Source organism: Microbispora sp. NPDC049633, from assembly GCF_040675265.1.
Taxonomy (GTDB): domain Bacteria; phylum Actinomycetota; class Actinomycetes; order Streptosporangiales; family Streptosporangiaceae; genus Microbispora; species Microbispora maris.
In genome coordinates, this window is record NZ_JBFAOO010000018.1 from 44,472 (window position 1) to 64,317 (window position 19,846).

At 71.9% G+C, this 19,846-nt stretch carries 25 protein-coding genes; 7 read left to right on the forward strand and 18 right to left on the reverse strand.

The window, feature by feature from the left end; genetic code table 11:
• Position 1 precedes the first annotated feature (1 nt).
• From AB0J39_RS07560 to AB0J39_RS07630, 15 genes are all read right to left on the reverse strand, one after another.
• The gene (locus tag AB0J39_RS07560; RefSeq protein ID WP_363462609.1) at positions 2-292 is read right to left on the reverse strand and encodes a HypC/HybG/HupF family hydrogenase formation chaperone; all 291 of its coding nucleotides are present in this window, start codon (positions 290-292) and stop codon (positions 2-4) included.
• On the reverse strand, positions 240-647 hold the full coding sequence (locus tag AB0J39_RS07565) for a hydrogenase maturation nickel metallochaperone HypA (protein WP_363462610.1): 408 nt from the start codon (positions 645-647) through the stop codon (positions 240-242). Before AB0J39_RS07565 ends, AB0J39_RS07560 begins: the two co-directional genes overlap by 53 nt.
• A gap of 103 nt (positions 648-750) precedes the next feature.
• Complete coding sequence (locus AB0J39_RS07570; protein ID WP_363462611.1) at positions 751-1,239, reverse strand: hydrogenase maturation protease; 489 nt, start codon at positions 1,237-1,239, stop codon at positions 751-753.
• Between the two features lie 8 nt (positions 1,240-1,247).
• Entirely contained in the window at positions 1,248-2,522 is a 1,275-nt protein-coding gene (locus AB0J39_RS07575) for a hypothetical protein (RefSeq protein WP_363462612.1), read from the reverse strand.
• A complete protein-coding gene (locus tag AB0J39_RS07580) occupies positions 2,519-3,169 on the reverse strand; it encodes a DUF6084 family protein (protein WP_363462613.1) in 651 nt (216 codons plus the stop codon). The genes AB0J39_RS07575 and AB0J39_RS07580 overlap by 4 nt, the downstream gene beginning before the upstream one ends.
• A gap of 2 nt (positions 3,170-3,171) precedes the next feature.
• The gene (locus AB0J39_RS07585; protein WP_363462614.1) at positions 3,172-3,777 is read right to left on the reverse strand and encodes a DUF5947 family protein; all 606 of its coding nucleotides are present in this window, start codon (positions 3,775-3,777) and stop codon (positions 3,172-3,174) included.
• Complete coding sequence (locus AB0J39_RS07590) at positions 3,774-4,244, reverse strand: NifU family protein (protein WP_363462615.1); 471 nt, start codon at positions 4,242-4,244, stop codon at positions 3,774-3,776. Before AB0J39_RS07590 ends, AB0J39_RS07585 begins: the two co-directional genes overlap by 4 nt.
• On the reverse strand, positions 4,241-6,019 hold the full coding sequence (locus tag AB0J39_RS07595; RefSeq protein WP_363462616.1) for a nickel-dependent hydrogenase large subunit: 1,779 nt from the start codon (positions 6,017-6,019) through the stop codon (positions 4,241-4,243). Before AB0J39_RS07595 ends, AB0J39_RS07590 begins: the two co-directional genes overlap by 4 nt.
• A gap of 2 nt (positions 6,020-6,021) precedes the next feature.
• Positions 6,022-7,074, reverse strand: a complete 1,053-nt coding sequence (locus AB0J39_RS07600; protein WP_363462617.1) for a hydrogenase expression protein HypE — start codon at positions 7,072-7,074, stop codon at positions 6,022-6,024.
• Complete coding sequence (locus AB0J39_RS07605) at positions 7,061-7,753, reverse strand: SIS domain-containing protein (RefSeq protein WP_363462618.1); 693 nt, start codon at positions 7,751-7,753, stop codon at positions 7,061-7,063. The genes AB0J39_RS07600 and AB0J39_RS07605 overlap by 14 nt, the downstream gene beginning before the upstream one ends.
• The gene (locus AB0J39_RS07610; protein WP_363462619.1) at positions 7,750-7,971 is read right to left on the reverse strand and encodes a hydrogenase assembly protein HupF; all 222 of its coding nucleotides are present in this window, start codon (positions 7,969-7,971) and stop codon (positions 7,750-7,752) included. The genes AB0J39_RS07605 and AB0J39_RS07610 overlap by 4 nt, the downstream gene beginning before the upstream one ends.
• Positions 7,968-8,585: an SIS domain-containing protein gene (locus AB0J39_RS07615; protein ID WP_363462620.1), complete on the reverse strand. Its 618-nt coding sequence runs from the start codon at positions 8,583-8,585 to the stop codon at positions 7,968-7,970. Before AB0J39_RS07615 ends, AB0J39_RS07610 begins: the two co-directional genes overlap by 4 nt.
• Before the next feature lie 171 nt (positions 8,586-8,756).
• On the reverse strand, positions 8,757-9,029 hold the full coding sequence (locus AB0J39_RS07620) for a GlsB/YeaQ/YmgE family stress response membrane protein (protein WP_363462621.1): 273 nt from the start codon (positions 9,027-9,029) through the stop codon (positions 8,757-8,759).
• Positions 9,030-9,104: 75 nt separating this feature from the next.
• Complete coding sequence (locus tag AB0J39_RS07625) at positions 9,105-9,761, reverse strand: response regulator transcription factor (protein WP_363462622.1); 657 nt, start codon at positions 9,759-9,761, stop codon at positions 9,105-9,107.
• Positions 9,758-10,912 carry a histidine kinase gene (locus AB0J39_RS07630; protein ID WP_363462623.1) on the reverse strand — a complete coding sequence of 385 codons (1,155 nt, stop codon included), beginning with the start codon at positions 10,910-10,912 and terminating at the stop codon, positions 9,758-9,760. Before AB0J39_RS07630 ends, AB0J39_RS07625 begins: the two co-directional genes overlap by 4 nt.
• 123 nt (positions 10,913-11,035) lie before the next feature.
• Between AB0J39_RS07630 and AB0J39_RS07635 the strand changes: the two genes are divergently transcribed.
• On the forward strand, positions 11,036-11,998 hold the full coding sequence (locus tag AB0J39_RS07635; protein ID WP_363462624.1) for a DUF418 domain-containing protein: 963 nt from the start codon (positions 11,036-11,038) through the stop codon (positions 11,996-11,998).
• Between the two features lie 7 nt (positions 11,999-12,005).
• On the opposite strand, the gene AB0J39_RS07640 is transcribed toward AB0J39_RS07635, so the two are convergent.
• Complete coding sequence (locus AB0J39_RS07640) at positions 12,006-13,040, reverse strand: LacI family DNA-binding transcriptional regulator (RefSeq protein WP_363462625.1); 1,035 nt, start codon at positions 13,038-13,040, stop codon at positions 12,006-12,008.
• A gap of 108 nt (positions 13,041-13,148) precedes the next feature.
• Between AB0J39_RS07640 and AB0J39_RS07645 the strand changes: the two genes are divergently transcribed.
• Complete coding sequence (locus tag AB0J39_RS07645) at positions 13,149-13,796, forward strand: phosphoribosyltransferase (protein ID WP_363462626.1); 648 nt, start codon at positions 13,149-13,151, stop codon at positions 13,794-13,796.
• Between the two features lie 12 nt (positions 13,797-13,808).
• On the opposite strand, the gene AB0J39_RS07650 is transcribed toward AB0J39_RS07645, so the two are convergent.
• Both AB0J39_RS07650 and fbp read right to left on the reverse strand, forming a co-directional pair.
• Positions 13,809-14,021, reverse strand: a complete 213-nt coding sequence (locus AB0J39_RS07650; RefSeq protein WP_363462627.1) for a DUF1918 domain-containing protein — start codon at positions 14,019-14,021, stop codon at positions 13,809-13,811.
• A 2-nt stretch (positions 14,022-14,023) separates the two neighbouring features.
• Positions 14,024-15,145, reverse strand: coding sequence for a fructose-1,6-bisphosphate aldolase/phosphatase (fbp, locus tag AB0J39_RS07655; protein ID WP_363462628.1), 1,122 nt, complete (start codon positions 15,143-15,145; stop codon positions 14,024-14,026).
• Between the two features lie 101 nt (positions 15,146-15,246).
• On the opposite strand from fbp, the gene AB0J39_RS07660 reads away from it, so the two are divergent.
• The 5 genes from AB0J39_RS07660 to AB0J39_RS07680 form a co-directional block, all read left to right on the forward strand.
• Positions 15,247-15,678 (forward strand): CBS domain-containing protein, encoded by a 432-nt coding sequence (locus AB0J39_RS07660; RefSeq protein WP_363462629.1) that lies wholly within the window; start codon positions 15,247-15,249, stop codon positions 15,676-15,678.
• Entirely contained in the window at positions 15,679-16,995 is a 1,317-nt protein-coding gene (locus AB0J39_RS07665; RefSeq protein WP_363462630.1) for an acyltransferase, read from the forward strand.
• 57 nt (positions 16,996-17,052) lie between these two features.
• Entirely contained in the window at positions 17,053-18,267 is a 1,215-nt protein-coding gene (locus AB0J39_RS07670) for an AI-2E family transporter (protein ID WP_363462631.1), read from the forward strand.
• A gap of 38 nt (positions 18,268-18,305) precedes the next feature.
• A complete protein-coding gene (locus AB0J39_RS07675) occupies positions 18,306-18,977 on the forward strand; it encodes a hypothetical protein (RefSeq protein WP_363462632.1) in 672 nt (223 codons plus the stop codon).
• Between the two features lie 90 nt (positions 18,978-19,067).
• Positions 19,068-19,846 (forward strand): DUF222 domain-containing protein (locus AB0J39_RS07680; protein ID WP_363462633.1); only part of this gene is annotated, 779 nt, incomplete at its 3' end.

The following is a 19,846-nucleotide window of genomic DNA, read 5'->3' on the forward strand; positions in this document are numbered from 1 at the left end:
TTCACCTCTCTATGGACGAGTCGCCGATGGACGAGTCACGCAGCGCGGCCAGCTCGTCCTCGTACGCCTGGCCGATGCCTTCGAGGAACTCCAGCGCGGCCCGGGCCTCGGCCTCGTCGATCTTCGACAGCGCGAAGCCGACGTGGATCAGGACCCAGTCGCCGGGCCCCAGGGGCTGGCCGTCGAGCAGGCCGATGTTGACGGCCCGCCGCACCCCGCTCACGTCGACCTTGGCGAGGTCAGTCTGGTCCGGCGGGATCTCCACGATCTCGCCGGGGATGCCCAGGCACATGGGACTCCTCCGCAGTGGTGTCGGGATCGAGCTGGATGGATTCGAGGACGAGGCTGTCGCCGCCCTCCGCGTCGACGTCGATGCCCCCGCACAGTCCGCAGATCATGAGCGGGTCCGCGCACAGCGCGGAGTGGCCGCACCCCCGGCAGATGAGCCGGGCGGGCTCGATGACCAGATCGAGCGTCGCTCCTTCGGCGACCGTCCCGGCGGCGGCCAGGCAGAAGGCCTGGTCCAGGGCCGCGGGCGCGATGCGCAGCAGGGCGCCGGCCCGCACCCGGGCCCGGCGCACCCGTCTGCCGTCCGCCCGGTGCTCGACGGTCTCCAGCACCGCCTCGGCGATCCCGAACTCGTGCATCGGAATCACATCCTTCTGATCCGCAGATAGCGTCGGATGTCGGGAAGCGACTGGACGACCAGGACGGTCATCCCGGCCACCAGCAGCACGAGGACCACGCGTTTCACCATTGCCGCTCCCCTTCCGCGAACTCCTTCGCGATGAGTTCGAGCACGAGACCGGCCGCCTCGGGGACGGCGGCCGCGACCGGCGGGCTCAGATCCATCCCGGGAGACACGTCGGCGGGTTCGCAGCCGACCAGCAGGACTCTGCCTCCCCGGTCTCCGCGGGGGAGATCGAGGCCGGAGGCCAGCGTGAGCACCGCGTCGGGCGTCATCGCGTGCGCGTCCACGAAGGCCGGGGCCGGCTCCGGGGACGCGGGCTCCAGGACGCACAGCGTGCCGGGAGCCCGCCCCGCCGGGACCGCGTCCACGAGGATCGCGAGGTCGTACCCCGAGGTCAGCTCGTAGGCGAGGTGGATGCCCCGGATGCCGTAGTCGCCGACCTCCACGCCCTCGGGAACCCCGGTGGCGGCGAGGTGACGGGCCACCGCCACGCCGAAGCCGTCGTCGCCGAGGAAGACGTTGCCCACGCCGGCCACCAGTGCTCTCATGCCGGTTCTCATGCGGGTTCGACCTCGTCCGGTGCGAAGTAGAGGAAGCGTCCCTGCTCGCGCTGGAGATCGGAGCCGGGATCGTCCTCCAGCGTCACGGCCAGGTGGCGCACCCCGTCCACGTCGAGGAACACCGCCTCGACCCGGGCGATCCGCCCGGTCAGGAACATGTCGTGCGCGTCGGCGCGCCGGGCGCCGGGCCGCAGCCGCACCCGGCTCCCCTTGCCGATCCGCACCCCGCACACGGTCACCGCGTCGTCCTCCGGCGTCCTGGCGGGCACCTCCAGGTGACGGATGGCGCCGTGGAGGCGTTCGAGCAGCTCCGGCGGCAGGTCGGCGGCCCGTTCGAGGATCTCGGCGGCGCGTGGGTCGGTGACCCTGGCCTCCCGCTTCTCCTCCTCGGTCAGCGTCTGCGTGCGCAGCGTGAGCAGCTCGTCGATCTCGGTCGAGTCGAACAGGTCGCCGGGGCTCTCCGGGGCGATGGCCGGGTGGTCGTACAGGATGATCGGCGAGGACAGCACGACGTCGCGGCGGCCGGGCTCGCCCACCAGGACCGGCCAGGTGTTCTCGTTGCGGCACTGCCGCGCCGCCCCCTCGGCCCACAGCGGCGGGTCGAGCAGCGAGACGAAGGCGCCTCCGCTCACCCCGATCAGCAGGTGGGCGGCGACCAGCGAGCGGCGCAGGGCCTCCTCACGCGGCGCGTCCGCCCGCTCCCAGTGGGCGGTGTTCTCCACCTCGACCCGCAGCCGCACCAGTCCGTACGGCCCGGGCAGCCGTTCGGCGGAGATCCGCATCTCCGCGTCGAGCGGCTGGTGCTCGCAGACGACCCGGCCCGTCCGCTCGCCGCCGGGACCGGTGATGGGCTCGATGACCCGCTCGCCGGGCACCCGGACCTCGATCGTGCGCCGCCCGTCCGTCACGTCCGGCAGGGACAGTATGGTTCTGGCCTCCCGCTCCGCGGCCTCGTCGAAGCTGAGGTAGTCGCGCCCGCCGACGGTCAGCCGCGGCACGGGCCAGTAGCCGTCGTCCTCGCGCCGCTCGACCGTCTTGCCCCTGACGTGCAGGAACCGCAGCCGCACGTCGAGCCGGGCCTCGCCGGGGGCCTCGAGCAGGCACTCGGTCACGCTGGCGGACGGCTCGCCGGGATAGTTCGGCGGCACGAGCACGCCGAACTGCCAGCGCATGCGGTTCTTGGCGGCCGAGGCGCGGTAGGGGTAGAGCAGGTAGCCCTCGTACAGCACGGCGTCCGCGACGCGGCGGGCCGACTCCATGGGCGCGGTCACCGCGCTCCCTCCTTCGGGCTCGCCTCTTTCAGCAGGGCTTCCACGGCTTCGTCGACGGTGGCGAGCACCCGTTCGGACTTGAAGCGGAGGAGCTCGCGCACGGTGTCGCGGCGCAGCCGCAGCCAGCCGGAGCCGGGAAAGGCGGTGTCGATCGTCTCCCGCCAGACCGCGACCGGCAGGCGGTGACGGGTCTCGCAGTGCCAGGGGACCTGCCGCATGCTCACGCCCCCGCCGGAGCGCGCGAGCACGGTCCCGCTGAACAGCAGCAGCAGCGGGATCTCGCCGTCGTCCAGGGAGGCGAAGTAGCGGCCCGCGGCCACCTCCAGGTCGTAGCCGCACGGCACGGGCATGTCGATCGTCGCGCCCCCGGTGAAGCCGGGCACCATCGTCTGCGCCATGGCGAACTGCACCGGCCGCAGCGTGTCGCCCCACCGGGCCGGCTCGCCGAACAGGTCCGCGAGCAGCGCCGCCTCCTGCGGGCCGTACGGCCTGCGGCGGGGCTCGATCCTGATCTGGCAGCGCAGCGCGATGGCGTGGACGCCCTCAGGAGAGGGGTCGGTGACGCGCAGGCGGAAGACGAGCGTGGGCGAGGCGGCGTACGGCTCGGGCCGGGCGTCCAGGCAGTCGAAGCGGAGACCGTCGTCCAAGGTCAAACCTCCTTAAGAACACGGGCCCGGCGGCGCAGGGCGGCGAAGAAGCCGTCGATGGCCTCCCATGCCTCCCGTCCGCCGTCGAAGCCCTTCCAGTGCAGCCGTACGAGGCCGACGAGCCGGTAGCAGGCGTCAATCGGCACGAGATGGCAGGAGAACGACCCGTCCGGAGCCCGGTCCACCAGCAGCGCCTCGACGTCGGGCTCGGCGTCCGCCAGCGCCGGGTTGGCCGCGAGCACGCGCTCCCAGGTCGCGAGCGGGAGCAGCGACTCGGTCGCCCCGGCCGGGCTGGGGTAGAAGGCCACGGTCCGGCCGAGCGAGGAGTTGCGGAAGAAGAACGCCGTACGCACCGGGATGCCCAGCTCGTCCCAGTCGGCGGGAGAGACCCGGAAGGACGGGGCGTAGAGGTAGCGGTCGGGAACGGCGCGGTAGCGTCCCCCGCCCGGCCGGACGAACAGCAGGCGGCAGCCCCGGCAGACGCACATCAGCGCCCTGGTCTCCAGGTCCACGACGTGCCCGTGCTCCGCCTCCACCGGGTCGGCGCACATCTCGCACAGCTCCGGCACTCCGGCCGGTTCGCGGAAGCGGCGAAGGCCGGTGCTCATGACGGGCGCCTGCCTATCTGCAGCAGAGTCACGGCGCTTTCGACGTCCACCCGCGTCACCTCGGGGGCCACCCGGGCGATGGCGCGTTCGATCGACTCGGTGACGGTGACCCGCGACGAGGGACAGCCGCAGGTCCCCTCCAGGCGCAGCCGTACGACGCTGTCCTCGACGCTCAGCAGCTCGGCGGGGTGGCCGTCGAGCGCGGCCCGCACCCGCTCGGCCGTGGTCAGCGGGTGCAGGTCGTGCAGCACGAGCAGGCCCGAGACCAGCGGGTCCTCCACCAGCCCGCGCAGTGCGCCGGCCGCCCCGGCCTCGGTGACGATCGCCATGACCCGTTCGAGACCCGCGCCGTACAGGCCGACGACCTCCCGCACGAGCTCCTCGGCCCCGGCCCGGGCTCCTGCGCCGGTCAGCTCCGCGATGAGCCGCTCGATCCGCTCCCCGGTGGCGGCGACGTCGTGAGTCACGGCGTCCCCGTGAAGGCGTGCGGGCTGTGCACGACGCGCAGCTGCCTGCCCCGGCCCAGGTACATGTGGACGCCGCAGGGCAGACAGGGGTCGAAGCTGCGCACCGTGCGCATGATGTCGATGCCCTTGAAGGTCTCCGGCGGGTTCTCCTCGAAGATCGGCGTGTTCTGCACCGCGTCCTCGTACGGCCCCGGCGTGCCGTTGAAGTCGCGCACGCTCGCGTTCCACGGCGTCGGCGGGTACGGGTGGTAGTTGGCGATCTTCCCGTTCCTGATCACCATGTGGTGGGACAGGACGCCCCGCACGGCCTCGGTGAAGCCGCAGGAGATCGCCTCGTCGGGCACGGTGAACGGCGACCACGTCTGGGTGTGCCCCTGACGGACCTCGCCCAGCGCCTGCTCCGCGAAGTGCAGCGCGCACGCGGCGGCGTAGGCCTGGAAGTACGTCCTGGCCCGGTTGCGCTCGATGGCGTTGGACAGCAGCTCCCCGTTCCGCCGGGGGATCCGCCACTCGAAGGTCTTCTCCGGCAGGCTCGCCGTCCTCGGCAGGTTGATCTCCACGCTGTGCCCGGTGGACCTGACGTAGCCGATGTCCACCAGCCCCGACAGCGCGGTGACCCACAGGCGGGCGAGCGGGCCGCCGCCGGTGTCGAGCGCGAGCAGGTCCCGCCCGTCGAACCAGCGGGGTGACATCACCCAGCTGTACTTGTCGCTGAAGTCCCGCTTCTGCGGATGCGGGATCGTGTGCTGGTTCCACGGATGGCGGATGTCCACCGGGTTGCCCAGCGGGTCCTCGGTGACGAACGGCTCCTGGTCGGCCCAGTCGTCGTAGTAGGAGCTGCCGAGCAGGATGCGGATGCCGAGGTTGATGTCCACCAGGTCGTTGGTGAGGAGCTTCCCGTCCACCACGATGCCCGGGGTGACGAACATCCGGCGGCCCCAGTCGTTCATGTGCCGGTAGTCGAAGTCGCAGTGCTCGGGGTCCTGGAAGCTGCCCCAGCAGCCGAGCATGACCCGCCGGCGGCCCACCTGCTCGTAGCCGGGCATCGCGTCGTAGACGAAGTCGAACAGGTCGTCGTGCATGGGGACGACCCGCTTCATGAACTCGGCGTACCGCGTCAGGCGGGTGAGGTAGTCGGTGAAGACCTGCACGGTCGCGACCGTGCCCACCCCGCCGGGGTAGAGCGTGGAGGGGTGCACGTGCCTGCCCTCCATCAGGCAGAACATCTCCCGGGTGGTGCGGCTCATCGCCAGCGCCTCGCGGTAGAACGCGCCCTCCAGCGGGTTCAGCGAGCGCATGATGTCGGCGATCGTGCGATAGCCGTGGTCGGCCGCGTGCGGCGCCTCGGTGCGCTCGGCCCGCGCCAGCACGCCCGGGTTCGTCTCGCGGACCATCTTCTCGCAGTAGTCGACCCCGACCAGGTTCTCCTGGAAGATGTTGTGGTCGAACATGTACTCGGCCGCCTCGCCGAGGTTGATGATCCACTCCCCGATGTGCGGCGGGCGCACGCCGTACGCCATGTTCTGGGCGTAGACCGAGCAGGTGGCGTGGTTGTCGCCGCAGATCCCGCAGATCCGGCTGGTGATGAAGTGGGCGTCGCGCGGGTCCTTGCCCTTCATGAAGATGCTGTAGCCACGGAACACCGACGAGGTGCTGTAGCACTCCGCGACCTCGCGGTTGGCGAAGTCGACCTTGGCGTAGATGCCGAGACTGCCGACGATCCTGGTGATCGGGTCCCAGGCCATCTCGACCAGTTCGCGTTCCCGGGTCGTCATCGTCAGCTCCAGGGGGCCTTGTAACCGGTGAGCAGCTCGCGGCCCTTCTTGTGCCACTTCGGCTCTTTGTCGACCGTCTTGAACGTGATGCTCCGCAGCGCGCGGATCACCGTGCCGTACGCCTGGCTCGCCGTCGACGAGACGCGGGCGCCGGGCGGCTCGTCCATGAACGGCATGAACTTGTCGGGGAAGCCGGGCATCGTGCACGCGATGCAGATGCCGCCCACGTTGGGGCAGCCGCCGACGCCGTTGATCCAGCCGCGCTTGGGCACGTTGCACTTGACGACCGGCCCCCAGCAGCCGATCTTCACCAGGCACTTCGGCGAGCCGTACTCGGTGGCGAACTGGCCCTGCTCGTAGTAGCCGGCCCGGTCGCAGCCCTCGTGCACGGTCTGGCCGAACAGCCACGTCGGGCGCAGCGCGTGGTCCAGCGGGATCATCGGCGCCTGCCCGGCGAGCTGGTAGAGCAGGTAGAGGATCGTCTCCGACAGGTTGTCCGGGTGGATCGGGCAGCCGGGCACGTTGACGATGGGCAGCCCGGCCTTCGACCGCCAGTCCCAGCCCAGGTAGTCGGCCACGCCCATCGCCCCGGTCGGGTTGCCCGCCATCGCGTGGATGCCGCCGTACGTCGCGCAGGTGCCGGCGGCGAGGACGGCGGTCGCCTTCGGCGCGAGCCGGTCGAGCCACTCGCTGGTCGTCATCGGCTGCCCGGTGTCGGGGTTGTTGCCGAACCCGCACCAGTAGCCCTCTCGCTTGATCGACTCGTTGGGGATCGATCCCTCGATGACCAGCACGAACGGGTCGAGCTCGCCCCGGTCGGCCTTGAAGTACCACTCGATGAAGGTGTCCGCGCCCTGCATCGGGCCGCACTCGAAGTCGATCAGCGGCCAGTGGACCTCGACCTTGGGCAGGCCGGGCAGCGCGCCGAGCACGATCTCCTCGATGCTCGGCTGGGTCGCGGCGGTGAGCGCGACCGAGTCGCCGTCGCAGCTCAGCCCGGCGTTTATCCACAGGATGTGGATGACAGGCTCGTTCTGTCCGTCAGGCGCCGTCATCGCTGTCACCGGCTTCCGATCGGATCAGCGCTTGCTGGGTCAGCTCCCAGAGCGCGTGGTAGACGGTCGTCTGGGCCTCCTGGATCCGGTGGACCGAGGCCGAGGGGACCACGAACAGGTGGTCGATGGTGCCGAGCTCGGCCATCTGGCCGCCGCCGTAGCCCGCCAGTCCGACCGTGAGCATGCCGCGCCGGCCCGCCTCCTCGAACGCGGCGATGAGGTTGCGGGAGTTCCCGCTGGTCGACAGGCCGAGCGCGATGTCCCCGGCGAAGGCGGACGCGGCGAGCTGCCGGGCGAAGACCACCTCGAAGCCGATGTCGTTGGCCAGCGCCGTCACGACCGCGATGTCCGCCGTGAGAGCGAACGCGGGAAGAGGGCGGGCAGGACCCCCGTGGTTGATGAAGCCGGGATTCATGAAGAGCGTGGCCACGTCCTGGGCGTCGGTCGAGCTGCCCCCGTTGCCGAAGGCGAACAGCCGGGCCCCCGCCGCGAACGACTCCGCCATGTCCTGCGCGCAGGCGGCGATCCGGTCCCCGTCGCGCTCCAGCACCGTCCGGCGCAGGGTGACGATCTCGTCCACCTTCTCCACCGTCGACTGACGTACGGAGGTCATGACCGCGTCGAGGTCGGTGGACTCCGAGTAGAGGAAGGGGTAGAGCGCCTCCATGTCGCCGGTCACGGCCGACCCACCTCCCGCGCGACCGCGATGACCGCGATGGCCTCCTTGGCGTGGACCAGGATCGTGTCGCCGGCCCCGGCGTCCACCAGGGCGACGCTGACCACCTCCCGGCCCCGGCCGGTGTCGACGAGCGCGAGCTCCCGCTCCAGGAGCCGTACGACGGTCACCGCGACCGCCTCGTCGGAGCAGGTGACGCAGCTTTCGCCGGGGCAGTTCACGGGATCACCCGTGGGTCGAGCACACCCGGCTGCTCGAAGAACACGTGCACCAGCTCCCAGAGGATGTGGTAGGTGGTGACGTGCACCTCCTTGACCACACGCGGATCGGCGGAGCGGGCGATCAGGACGTGGTCGACGGCCGGGCTGCGGCCGATCGGCCCGCCGTCGTCGCCGCCGGTCAGCGCCAGCGTGAGCAGGCCGAGCCGGTGTGCGGCCTCCAGGCCGCGGAGCACGTTCACGCAGCCGCCGTCGGGCGAGACGCCGAGGGCGATGTCCCGCGGCGCGGCGAGACGGCGCAGCTGGTGGGCGAAGACCTCCTCCAGGCCCGCCGTCGCGGCGACTCCTGTGATCGTCGCCACGTCGCTCGTGAGTGAGAACGACGGGAGCGCCCGTTTGCCCACGATCACCGGATGGACGAACTCCACCGAGATGTGCTGGGCGTCGGTGGCGGCCTCGCCGTTGCCGAAGACGATGAGCCTGCCGCCGCCGTGGAAGCGCGTCGCCATCGCGTGGCAGGCCCTGGCCACCGCGTCGGCCTCGTCGGCCAGGCCGAGCGCCGGTCCCACGCGGCGCGCGAAGACCTCCGGAACACGTGCAAGGACCGCCTGGTCCATCCCGGACCACTTCCCCCGGATCGCGTCATCCCTCAGGGAAAACCCCTGGATACCGACCGTACGCCGAGCCGGGACGGGGGGAATCAACAGATGTCGGTGATTTCGTAAAGATCACTACAGTCCGCACACGCCGACGGCCCCGGCCGGACCGGGGCCGTCGGCGGGGCAGGGTTACCCGACGCTCTTGCGACGGTACAACGCGACGGCGCCCATGACGCCGATCGCGGCGAGCGCCACCTGGATGATCAGCTGGATCCAGCCGAACCCGTCCGCGGGGGCGACTCCGAGCGCTCCGGCGATCGCCGTGCCGATGAAGGCGGCGATGATACCGATGATCATGGTCAGCCAGATCGGGATGGCCTGGCGTCCGGGGACGACCAGCCGGCCGAGGGCGCCGATGATGAGTCCGATGATGATGGCGGAGATGATGCCGCTGACGGCCATGCTGCCACCCTCCCTAGTGTTCGTGCCTCCCTTCTGCCCAGCCAAAACCAGACAAAACCCCACAAATCGGGATGATCAGGTGCCGTCCGCGATGCGGTTCTCCCAGGCCCACGCGGCGATCTCGACCCGGTTGCGCAGGCCGAGTTTGGCCTGCACACCGGCCACGTGGCTCTTGACCGTGCTCAGTGAGATGAACAGTTCGGCGGCGATCTCCTGGTTGGTGCGCCCCCTGGCGACCGCCCTGACGACCTCGATCTCCCGCTTCGAGAGCGGATGGTCCGCAGACGGCCTCGCGGCCGTCGCGGCGGCCGTCAGGTGGCGTAGCAGCCGCAGGGTGACCGACGGGGAGACCAGCGCGTCCCCGTGGTGCGCGGCGCGCACGGCCTCCACGAGCAGGGCGGGGCCGCAGTCCTTGAGCACGAAGCCGGTCGCGCCCGCCCGCAGCGCGCCGTAGACGTACTCGTCCAGGTCGAAGGTGGTGACCACGACCACCCGCAGCGGCTCGGGGATGCCCGGCCCGGCCAGGGCGCGGGTGACCGCGATGCCGTCGAGCCGGGGCATCCGCACGTCCACCAGGCACACGTCCGGCCGCAGCCGCCGGGCCGCCTCGACGGCCTCGGCTCCGTCGGCCGCCTCGGCGACCACCTCGATGTCGGGCTGGTCCTCCAGGATCAGCCGCAGGCCGCCGCGGACCATCGCCTGGTCGTCGGCCACCAGCACCCTGATCGTCATCGGTGGTCACATCGCTGGTCGCGCGCCGGGACCGGCAGGGTGGCGAGCACCGACCAGCCGGACCCTGGACGTGGCCCGGCCCGCAGCGTGCCGCCGAGGGCCTCGACCCGCTCACGCATCCCGAGCAGGCCGTATCCGCCGCGCTGGTGGTGCCGCGAGGGGCCGCGCGGCGAGTCGTCGGCGACCTCGACGGTGACGGCCTCCCGGTCCCGCTCCACGCTGACCGTGACCGAGCGCGCGTGCGGGGCGTGGCGCGCGATGTTGGTCAGCGACTCCTGCACGACCCGGTAGACCGTGCCGGTCACCTCGGGCGGCCACGCGGCCGTCTCCTCCTCGCCCGGCAGCCGCGCGCGTACGGCGCGGCCGTCGGCCTCGAAGCGTTCGACCAGCTCGTCCAGCTCGCCCGGTCCCGCGGGTGCGGCCGGGCCGGCGGGGTCACCGGGGTCGCGCAGCAGACCGACGACGCGGCGCATCGCGGCCAGCGCGTCGGAACCGGCGGCCTCGATGTCCGCCAGGGAGCCGCCGACCTTCTCGGGACTCCTGCGCGCCACGATCCGGGCGGCCTGGGCCTGCACCACGATGCCGGTGACGTGATGCGCGACGACGTCGTGCAGCTCGCGGGCCAGCGCCAGCCGCTCGGCGCGGCGCACGGCCTCGGCGGCGGCCCGGCGGCGGGCGTCGAGCAGCCGGGGAACCAGCCCGGCCACGACACCCGCGAGCCAGGCCGCCACGTTCAGCGCGGTGACAGAGGGAACCCCCGCGGTGAGCGCGTGCGCGGACAGCAGGCTGCCCACCGCCACGACGAGGCCGCCGCCCGCCACGGCGCGGGCGACGTGCACGGGCAGCACCCGCACCGCCGAGCCCATCAGCACCGACAGGCCCAGAGCCATGCCGGGGCCGGGCTCGCTCGGCAGCCCGGCGAACCGGGAGGCCAGGACGGCGGTCGCCGCGACGGCCAGGCCGGCGACGGCCGCCCGCGTGCGGTCGAGCCGCCGTGCGAGGGCGGCGGCGCAGACCACGGCCCCCGCCGCGCAGCCGAACCGCCAGTAGCCGCCGCCCCAGCTGTCCGCGATCCGGGAGGCCCAGAAGGCCAGCGCCACCGCGAACACGACACCCAGCCCGATGTCGGCCGCCCATCTCCGCACCCGCACGATGCCGAGGCTATGAGATCGGCCGCTTCGCGCGGAACCGGCCGAAAGTACGGTTGCGACCGGCCTGATTCCCGCTTCCGGCCGGTGCCGGAGCCGGGCGGCCGCCCCGCACCATGAGGCCCCATGAAACGTGAACGCATCGTCGCGCTCGACGTGGTCCGCGGGTTCGCGCTGTGCGGGATCCTGCTGGCCAACGTCAAACCGATCGCCCACCTCGGCGACCTCATGGCGCCCGGCGAGCCCGCGACCCCCGACGACGCCTGGATGGGGCTGCTCGTCGAGCAGCGCTTCTTCCCGATCTTCTCCCTGCTGTTCGGGGTCGGGTTCTCGCTGCTGCTGGAATCGGCCGCGGCCCGGGTCGCCCGGCCGCGGCTGGTCCTGGCCCGCCGGCTGCTCGTGCTGCTCGCGGCCGGGCTGGCGCACTTCTTCCTGCTGTGGCCCGGCGACATCCTCAGCACGTACGCCGTCGTCGGACTGCTGGTGCTGCTGCCCTCGACGTGGCTGCCGCGCCCGGCCGTCGCCGTGCTCGCCCCCACGCTCGTCACGGCGTCGCTGATCCTCGGAGGCGAGAGGTTCCTGCTGGTCGCCGGGTTGTTCCTGCTGGGTTCCGCGCTGACCCGGTATGGCGTGACCGCCCGGATCGAGCGGTCCGTCCGGGTGCCCGCAGTCCTCGGCCTGACCCTCGCGGCGCTCGCCGCGCCCGTCCTGTGGTGGCAGACCCGGCTGGGCGGCGGCGACCCCGGCTTCAGCCGCGCGCTGGCGCTGGGCGGGCTGCTGGTCGCCGGGGTGTACGTCTGCGCCCTGCTGGTGCTGCTCGCGACGCCGCTGCGGCCGGTGTTGGCGGCCCTGTTCGCGCCGCTGGGGCGGATGGCGCTGACCAACTACCTGACCGCGACGGTCCTCGTCCTGCTGATCGCCCGCGTCGGCGGCGGCCCGGCGGACGCCTGGTCCTCGGCGCGGGTGGCCCTGACCTCGGCCGCCGTCCTCGCCGTCCAGTGGCTGTGGTCCACGCTCTGGCTGCGCCGGCGCCCGTACGGCCCGCTGGAGTGGCTGTGGCGGCGGGCCACCTGGGCCGGGGCGCGGTGAACGCCGCTCAGGAGCGCGGCGGCGCGGTGCTCTCCCGTACGACGAGGGTGGTCGCGAGTTCGACCCGGTGCTGTTCGAGGTGCCCGCCGTCCGCGAGGGCCAGGACCATCCGCGCGGCGGCCGCCCCCATCTGCACGAGCGGCTGCCGTACGGTCGTCATGGGCGGCCCGGTCCACTGGGTGAACGACAGGTCGTCGAACCCGACGACGCTCAGGTCCTCCGGGATGCGCAGCCCGGCCCGCCTGGCGGCCTCGTACACGCCGAGCGCCTGCAGGTCGTTGGCGGCGAAGACGGCGGTCGGGGGATCGGGCAGGCGCAGCAGCTCGGCCCCGTCACGCAGGCCGCCTTCCACGTACAGCGTGCTGACGCGCACGAGCGCGGGGTCCACCGGCACGCCCGCCGCGTCCATCGCGGCGCGGTAGCCGTCGAGCCGCGCCCGGCAGCACGGCCACTGGGTGGGCCCGCTCAGCATCGCGATGCGGCGGTGGCCGAGGTCGAGCAGGTGGCGGGTGGCGGCCATCCCGCCGCTCCAGTTGGTGGCGCCGACCGACGGGGTCTGGTGCAGCGGCTCGCCGGTCGGGTCGAGCACGACCAGGGGGATCGAGCGGGTGGCCAGCTGCGACTGCTGCTGCACGGTGAGTTCGGAGAAGACCGCGACGACCCCGGTGGGACGGCGGGCGAGCACCTGCTCGGTCCACGCCCTGCCCGGGGTCAGCCTGCCCTCCATCTCGGTCAGCACCACGGCCAGCTCGTGCTCCCGCGCGACCTGCTCGACGCCCTGGATGATCTCCAGTGCCCACAGGCTTTCCAAGGCGTGGAAGACGAGCTCGAGGATCGCCGCGGGTTCGCTGTCGCGCCGCCGGTAGCCGTGCTCCCGCAGCACCGCCTCCACCCGCTGCCGGGTGGCCAGGGCGACTCCCGCATGACCGTTGAGCACCCGGGACACGGTCGGCGCGGAGACTCCGGCCAGGTGGGCGATCTCGGCCACGGTCAGCCTCTGACGCGGAAGCTCCCCGTCGAGGGCCGGGTCGGTCGAGGTCACGGCGACAGTCTATTTCCCCGGGCTGTTTCCCCGGGCCCTTCGGCCCTACCGCGGACGGCGGTGGGGACGGACCGTGAGAAGCAGGAGCGAAGGTCAGGGGTGACTGCCGTGTTCGTCGATCGTCGGGACGCCGGGCTGCGCCTGGGCGAGCGGTTGCGCGGACTCCCCGGCGCGGAGGACGCGGTCGTCCTCGGGCTGCCGCGAGGGGGCGTGCCGGTCGCGTTCCAGGTCGCCAGGGCCCTCGGCGCCCCTCTGGACGTGATCGTCGTACGCAAGCTGGGCGTGCCGTACCAGCCGGAGCTGGGCTTCGGCGCCATCGGCGAGGGCGGGGTGCGGGTGCTGAACCCCGACGTCCTGCGGCTCGCCAACGTCACCCGCGACGAGATGGCCGAGGTGGAGCGGCGTGAGCGGGCCGAACTGGAGCGCCGGGCACAACGCTTCCGGGGTGATCGCGCGCCCGTGGACCTGGCCGGCCGTACCGTGATCGTGGTGGACGACGGCATCGCGACGGGCGGGACGGCCCGTGCCGCCTGCCAGGTGGCGCGCGCCCACGGAGCCTCCCGGGTGGTGCTCGCGGTGCCGGTCGGCGCCCCCGAGACGATCGCGAGCCTGCGCAGGGACGCCGACGAGGTGGTCTGCCTCGACACGCCCGATCACTTCTACGCGATCGGCGCCTGGTACGACGACTTCAGCCAGACGCGCGACGAGGACGTGATCGAGTGCCTGCGGCAGGCGGCGGACTGGTCAGCGGGCTGATCGGCAACAAGATCAGGGACTCTCGGGCAGCCGCTCCCAGCTGTGCTCGACCCGGGCGTCGGGCCCGGGGTAGTAGCACAGCGTCTCCCGCTCCTCGTCGAGCCATCGCACCAGGTAGGGCGGCGAACCATCCGTGTGGTAGAGCGCCACGACGATCCCGACGCGGCCCGCCCTGCCCGTGCGAATGCTCTCCACGATCAGGTGGTCGCCGACGAATGCCTTCATCGTCAGCCGCCCACCGGGGTCGCGACCTCGGTCGTGATCGGCGTCCAGCGGTGTGCCAGGCGCGCGGTGAGGGAGGTCATGGTGGTGTACTCCAGGTCCTCCAGCGGCAGCCGGTGCGGCTCGAACGGCCCGTGACGGCGCAGGTAGTCCATCACCTCGCCGGCCTGCCGCCGGGCTCCGTCGAACGCCGGGTCGTCGAACATGTCGCGCGGGCCGATCAGCCTGCCGTCCTTGATCTGGAAGCCGAGAGCGACCACCCGCGGCGGGCCGTCGAACCGCGACGGGTGCGCCTGCCCGACGGACACCGGCATCAGCGGCGCGTGGTGCGAGCCGCGCATGCACCCCGCCACCGAGTACGCGAAGGCGAACGGCTCCAGCACTTCGCCCACGGCCGGCAGGCCCGACTGGCAGCGCACGATCAGCACCGGATCGTCCTTGCCGACGTACCGGCCGGCGATCAGCGACAGCCGCTGGGTGCTGGTGGCCGCCGCGGTCGTGCCCAGCGTCTTGGAGCGCACGCCGTGGATGACGTAACGGGACGGGGCGCCGATGTACATGAGCATGTCATACAGGTCCGCCGGGCAGTCGAAGATGATGCGCCGGTCCTCGCGGAGGTCGTACACCTCGAAGGCGAACCCGGCGTGCATCTTCTCGTCGATCACCAGTCCGGCGGTGTTGGACGGGTCGGCGAACATCTTGTACAGCGGGAGGTTCCAAGCGCCCGGCTCGGTCTTGTCCGCCAGGAAGCACAGCACCGGTTCGGACGGCCGCTCCTCGAACTCCAGCTCGGCGTAGCCCGGGCCCATGCCGCGCAGGTTGCCGGAGAAGGCGTCCGACAGCAGGTCCTGGCCGGCGCCGTACAGGCCGAGTTCCTTGGCGAGGTGGGTGGTCGCCTGGAACGTGTCCCAGGCGAAGGAGTGGATCAGCCCCGCCTCCTGGCCGTAGGTGTGGGTCATGATGAGCGAGATGTCGTCGCCGCAGCTGTCGACGTGGCCGTCGATGAGGAGCCCGGAGGACTTCGCCCGCTCGATCTCCCGCCTGGCCTCGGCCAGCAGCCGGGGATGGACGGCGGAGTGGCCGACGAACCCCCCTGTGTCGGCCTTGATGACACTCAGCGTGATCATACGGATCACCTCCATCTCCACGTTTATTCGGACTTAGAGGGATAAATAGGGCATTAGGTCACAAAGCAGGGCGGACTTCCGTACGAGGGGGAGGGCCCGCCATGAGAATCAAAGATCTGATGTCCACGCCGGTGGTCGTCGTGCCGCCGATCACGCCGGTGCGGGACGTCGCGCGGCACATGGACTACTCGGGGGTCGGTTGTGTCGTCGTGTCCGAAGGGCGGGGCGTCGCGGGGGTCGTGACCGACCGGGACCTCGCCGTGCGCGTGCTCGCCCAGGGCGGGGACGGGGACACGCCGGTGGGCCAGGTGATGTCGGAGGATCCCGTGGTGGTGCGGCCGGAGGACGAGGTCGAGGTGGCCTTCGACGTGTTCCGCCACCACGCCTTCCGCAGGCTGCCGGTGGCCGACGAGGCGGGGGTGGTCGGCATGCTGACGATCGACGACCTGCTCGTCCAGCTGCACCAGCTCACCGCCGACCTGCTCACGCCGGTGGTGAAGGAGATCAGCGAACCGCAGCACCAGAGCGACTAGATGTTCACGACCCTGCGGCGTACGGCGGAGCGCACGCCGCCCGGCCGCGACCGCCACGTCGACCTGCTGCGCGCCGTCGCGATCGCCCTGGTGGTCCTCGGGCACTGGCTGGCCGTCGTGGTGACGTACGGCGATCGCGTCGGCGGCGGCACGGTCCTCGCGTTCGCCCCCTGGGCCCGGCCGCTCACCTGGCTGTTCCAGGTCATGCCGGTGTTCTTCCTGGTGGGCGGCTTCGCCAACGCCGCCTCGTTCGACTCCTACCGGCGTCGTGGCGGCGGCGCGATCGGGTGGTTCCTGGGCCGCACCGACCGGCTGATCCGCCCGACGACGGCGTTCGTCCTCACGCTGAGCGGCGCGGCCCTGCTCGCGGTCCTCCTGGGAACGGATCCCGTCACGGCCGGCCGTGGAGTCTGGCTCGCCTGCCTGCCGCTGTGGTTCCTCGCCGCGTACGTCACGGTCGTCCTGCTCACGCCGGTCCTGCTCGCGTTGCACCGCAGGGCGGGCCTCGCGGTGCCCGTCGTGTTCGCGGTGCCGGTGGCGCTCGGGGACGCGGCCCGGCTGCTCGGCGGCCCGGCCGTGCTCGGCGCCGCCGGCTACCTGCTGGCCTGGGCGGCGGTCTACCAGCTCGGCATCGCCTGGCGGGAGGGGGCGCTGCCCGCCCGTCCCCGGGTCGCGGCGCCCATGGCCGCGGGCGGCCTGGCGGCGCTCGTGCTGCTCACCGTCCCGGGGCCGTACCCGGTGAGCATGGTGGCCGACCCCGGCGACCGCCTGCAGAACACCTCGCCGCCCACGCTCGCGCTGCTCGCCCTGGCGGTCGCGCAGACGGGCGTCGCCCTGCTGCTGCACGAGCGCGGCGGGCGCATGCTGCGCCGTACGCGCCCGTGGACGGCCGTCGTCGCGACCAACTCCGTGATCATGACGGTGTTCCTCTGGCACATGACCGCGGTCGTGATCGCCGTGCCCGCCCTCTACGTCACCGGCCTGCTGCCGCAGCCGCCGCCCGGGTCGGCCGCCTGGCTGCTCCTGCGCGTGCCCTGGCTCGCGTTCCTGACGGCGGCCCTCGTGGTCCTCGTCGCCGTGTTCGGCCGGTTCGAACGGCGCGCGGGTCCCTGCCCGGCGCCCGGCCGGCCCGTCGGCGTGGGCGCCGCGGCCGTCACCCTCGTGGGCGCCGGCCTGGTCGTCGCAGGTATCCTCGGCGCGGCGCTCACCGGCTCGGACGGGCTGCCCGCGCCGATGCTCCCGGTCTACCTCGCCGGAGCCGCGCTGCTGCGGACCGCGCGAGTGCCGCGGGCCACGCAGGCCTCACCAGCAGGGTAGGGCGACTTGTCCGGATAAATCCGTGTCAAGTGACCTTGGTTGGGCAGCAGTGGGGGCGTGTCCGACAGCGGTCTTTCCCCAGGAAGCGGCATCTCCAGCGTGTTCCCCTCGCTCCCCGGCCAGAGCGAGACGACGCCGGAGCCGGCCGGCTCTCCGGCGGCCCCCGACCGGTCCCGGGACGGCGTGAACCCGCAGGCCCACGACCACGACATGCCCCTCGACCGGCCGTTCGGCCTGCCGGGACGCCCGCTGCGTGGCAACCCGTTCATGTTCGGCCTGATCGGCGCCCTGGGCGTGCTGACCGCCTGGCTCCTGGTCCAGGCGATCGCCAGCGCGGGCTCGGCGATCGTGCTGATCGTGGTCTCCCTGTTCCTGGCCATCGGCCTCAATCCCGCGGTCGAGGCGCTCCAGCGGCGCAACCTGTCCCGCCGCCTCGCGATCACGATCGTGTTCGGGTCGGTCATCGCGTTCTTCGTGGTCTTCGGGCTCGCGGTCGTGCCGCCGCTCACCGAGCAGACCACCGGGTTCGTCCGGCAACTGCCCGACTACGTGCAGCAACTCCAGAACCATCCGGTGATCCGCTCGGTGGACGAGCGCTACCAGATCCTCGACAAGATCCAGCAGTACGTCGCGGGCGGCGGGCTCGCCACCCAGATGTTCGGCGGTCTCCTCGGCGTGGCGAGCATCGTGATCAGCGCGTTGTTCAGCGGCTTCACCGTGCTCGTGCTCACGCTCTACTTCCTCGGGTCGCTCAACTCCATCAAGGAGACGGCCTACCGGTTCGTGCCCCGCTCACGCCGTACGCGGGTCCGCCTGCTCGGGGACGAGATCATCAATCAGATCGGCGGCTACGTCGCGGGCAACCTGATCATCTCGCTGATCGCCGGAGTGGTGACCTTCCTGTTCCTGTCCATGATGAAGGTGCCGTACGCGCTCGCGCTGGCCATCTTCGTCGCGGTCACCGACCTGATCCCGCTGGTGGGCGCGGTCATCGGCGCGGTCGTGGCCTCGGGCGTGGGCTTCCTCTCCTCGGTGCAGGCCGGCATCGCCTGCGTGGTCTTCTTCGTCGTCTACCAGCAGGTCGAGAACTACTGGATCTCTCCGAAGGTGTTCAAGTCGTCGGTCGACGTACCGCCCGTGGCGACCATCGTCGGGGCGCTCCTCGGCGGGGCGCTGCTCGGGATCGTCGGGGCCCTGCTCGGCATCCCGCTGGCGGCGGCCCTGCTCCTCCTGGCCCGCGAGGTGGTGCTGCCCCGCCAGGACCGGCTGTAGCGCTTCTCCCGGGAGCGCGCCCGTGTGAAGCTCGGATCATGCGACTGCCGTACCGGATCGCGGGGCTGTGGGTACGCGTGGTGCTGCTCGTCGTGCTGCTGTGGGGCGCTCTGGTGACCGTGCTCAGCCTGACGCCGCGCGAGCGCACCCTCGCGGACTTCCACACGGCGCTGCGGGCCGGGCAGGTCACGTATGTGATCTACCGGGGGGAACCGGTGGACCTGCGCTGGTCGACGGGCCCCCTGTTCTGGTACCACGCCGACCAGTCCGAGGCCCACACCCGCAGTCACCTCTTTCGCGATCTCGATGCCGCCGTTCCCCGACCGGAGGCCGTGCCGGCTCAGTCCCGCCAGGGGTTCTTCTCGGGCTGGCCGTTCCACGTGCCGGTCCGCGGCGCGGCCTGGCCCGTCGGCGTCGCCTGGGTCGCCGCGCTCCTCGTCATGCTCGGCATGGAACGGCCCAGGCTGGGGAGCAGATGGGCCTGGTTCTGGCTGTTCACGGTCGGCGAGGCGGGCGCGATGCTGTTCCTCCTCCTCGAACCCCGATCCCTGTGGCATGGAGTGGAGCCGCAGGAACCGGTTCCCAACCCTCTGAGCGGAGGTCGCGGCTGCGCTCTGGCTGTCTGTCTCAGCGTGGTCATTCCCGTCCTTGTCGCGGTCGGGCTCTCTTACGTGTTCCACGCCCTGCTCGATCTCCTGCCGCGCCTGTAGCTCCAACAAATCGCCTGGTCAGGTTGCTCAAGGTGAGTCGGCTGGGAGAAAATTCATACAGATTTTCGAATCAAGCGATGAGGAGGTGCGATGGATCTGTTCGACCTCGATCCTGAGCGCCTCCATCGTTCGAATAATGCCGATGGCGGTTGGTGGGATCGGCTGACTGCCGATTCTCCTTTGTGGTCGTCCGACGGCTCGGCAGCCCGTGACGAGGCAGCCCGCGACGACAATGTGGAAGACGACGCGCCCACCGCCAGCAGGGCCGCCGATGGCCGAGCCGCCGATGGCCGGGGCCGGTCGTCGTGGGTGCTGGTGGCCTCGGTGCGTGAGTCGGCGCAGTCGTTGGCGTTGGCGCCGGTTCCCGACGATGTGGACATCTGCCTGGCCGAGGCCGAGGAGTTGTTGTTCGCGCGGGATCGGATCACGTGTGCTCTTGCTGATCGGGTGGGGCGGGTGCATCGGGCGGGGCAGGCCAAGCGGCATGGGCATGCCTCCACCCGTAGCTGGCTGCGCACCACGGGCGGGATGACGGTCGCGGGAGCAGGCCGCCTGCTGACCCTGGCGGTGGAGCTTGCCCGCCTGCCGAAGGTGCGGGAGATGTTCGCCGCCGGTGGGTTGGCGGCGGGGGTGGCCGAGGCGATCTGTGCGGCGGTTTCGGGTCTGTCGGATGAGCAGGCCGGTTTGGCCGAGCCGATCCTGGTGGAGTTGGCGGGCAGGGCGGGGGCGGCGGAGGTGGCCAAGGCGGGTCGTTATCTGCGGGCGGTGCTGGATCCCGATGGTGAGGACCGCGATGAGCGGGCCGATTACGGGCGGCGGTTCCTGCGGGTCCGCCCCGGCAGGGGCGGCGGTCTGGAGGGGGAGTTCTA

Excerpts from the sequence above, each read along its gene's own strand:
- AB0J39_RS07560 (WP_363462609.1), bottom strand. The coding sequence starts at position 292 with ATGTGCCTGGGCATCCCCGGCGAGATCGTGGAGATCCCGCCGGACCAG.
- AB0J39_RS07565 (WP_363462610.1), bottom strand. The coding sequence starts at position 647 with ATGCACGAGTTCGGGATCGCCGAGGCGGTGCTGGAGACCGTCGAGCAC.
- AB0J39_RS07570 (WP_363462611.1), bottom strand. The coding sequence starts at position 1,239 with ATGAGAGCACTGGTGGCCGGCGTGGGCAACGTCTTCCTCGGCGACGAC.
- AB0J39_RS07585 (WP_363462614.1), bottom strand. The coding sequence starts at position 3,777 with ATGAGCACCGGCCTTCGCCGCTTCCGCGAACCGGCCGGAGTGCCGGAG.
- AB0J39_RS07595 (WP_363462616.1), bottom strand. The coding sequence starts at position 6,019 with ATGACGACCCGGGAACGCGAACTGGTCGAGATGGCCTGGGACCCGATC.
- AB0J39_RS07600 (WP_363462617.1), bottom strand. The coding sequence starts at position 7,074 with ATGACGGCGCCTGACGGACAGAACGAGCCTGTCATCCACATCCTGTGG.
- AB0J39_RS07615 (WP_363462620.1), bottom strand. The coding sequence starts at position 8,585 with ATGGACCAGGCGGTCCTTGCACGTGTTCCGGAGGTCTTCGCGCGCCGC.
- AB0J39_RS07620 (WP_363462621.1), bottom strand. The coding sequence starts at position 9,029 with ATGGCCGTCAGCGGCATCATCTCCGCCATCATCATCGGACTCATCATC.
- AB0J39_RS07625 (WP_363462622.1), bottom strand. The coding sequence starts at position 9,761 with ATGACGATCAGGGTGCTGGTGGCCGACGACCAGGCGATGGTCCGCGGC.
- AB0J39_RS07635 (WP_363462624.1), top strand. The coding sequence starts at position 11,036 with ATGAAACGTGAACGCATCGTCGCGCTCGACGTGGTCCGCGGGTTCGCG.
- AB0J39_RS07650 (WP_363462627.1), bottom strand. The coding sequence starts at position 14,021 with ATGAAGGCATTCGTCGGCGACCACCTGATCGTGGAGAGCATTCGCACG.
- fbp (WP_363462628.1), bottom strand. The coding sequence starts at position 15,145 with ATGATCACGCTGAGTGTCATCAAGGCCGACACAGGGGGGTTCGTCGGC.
- AB0J39_RS07660 (WP_363462629.1), top strand. The coding sequence starts at position 15,247 with ATGAGAATCAAAGATCTGATGTCCACGCCGGTGGTCGTCGTGCCGCCG.
- AB0J39_RS07665 (WP_363462630.1), top strand. The coding sequence starts at position 15,679 with ATGTTCACGACCCTGCGGCGTACGGCGGAGCGCACGCCGCCCGGCCGC.
- AB0J39_RS07675 (WP_363462632.1), top strand. The coding sequence starts at position 18,306 with ATGCGACTGCCGTACCGGATCGCGGGGCTGTGGGTACGCGTGGTGCTG.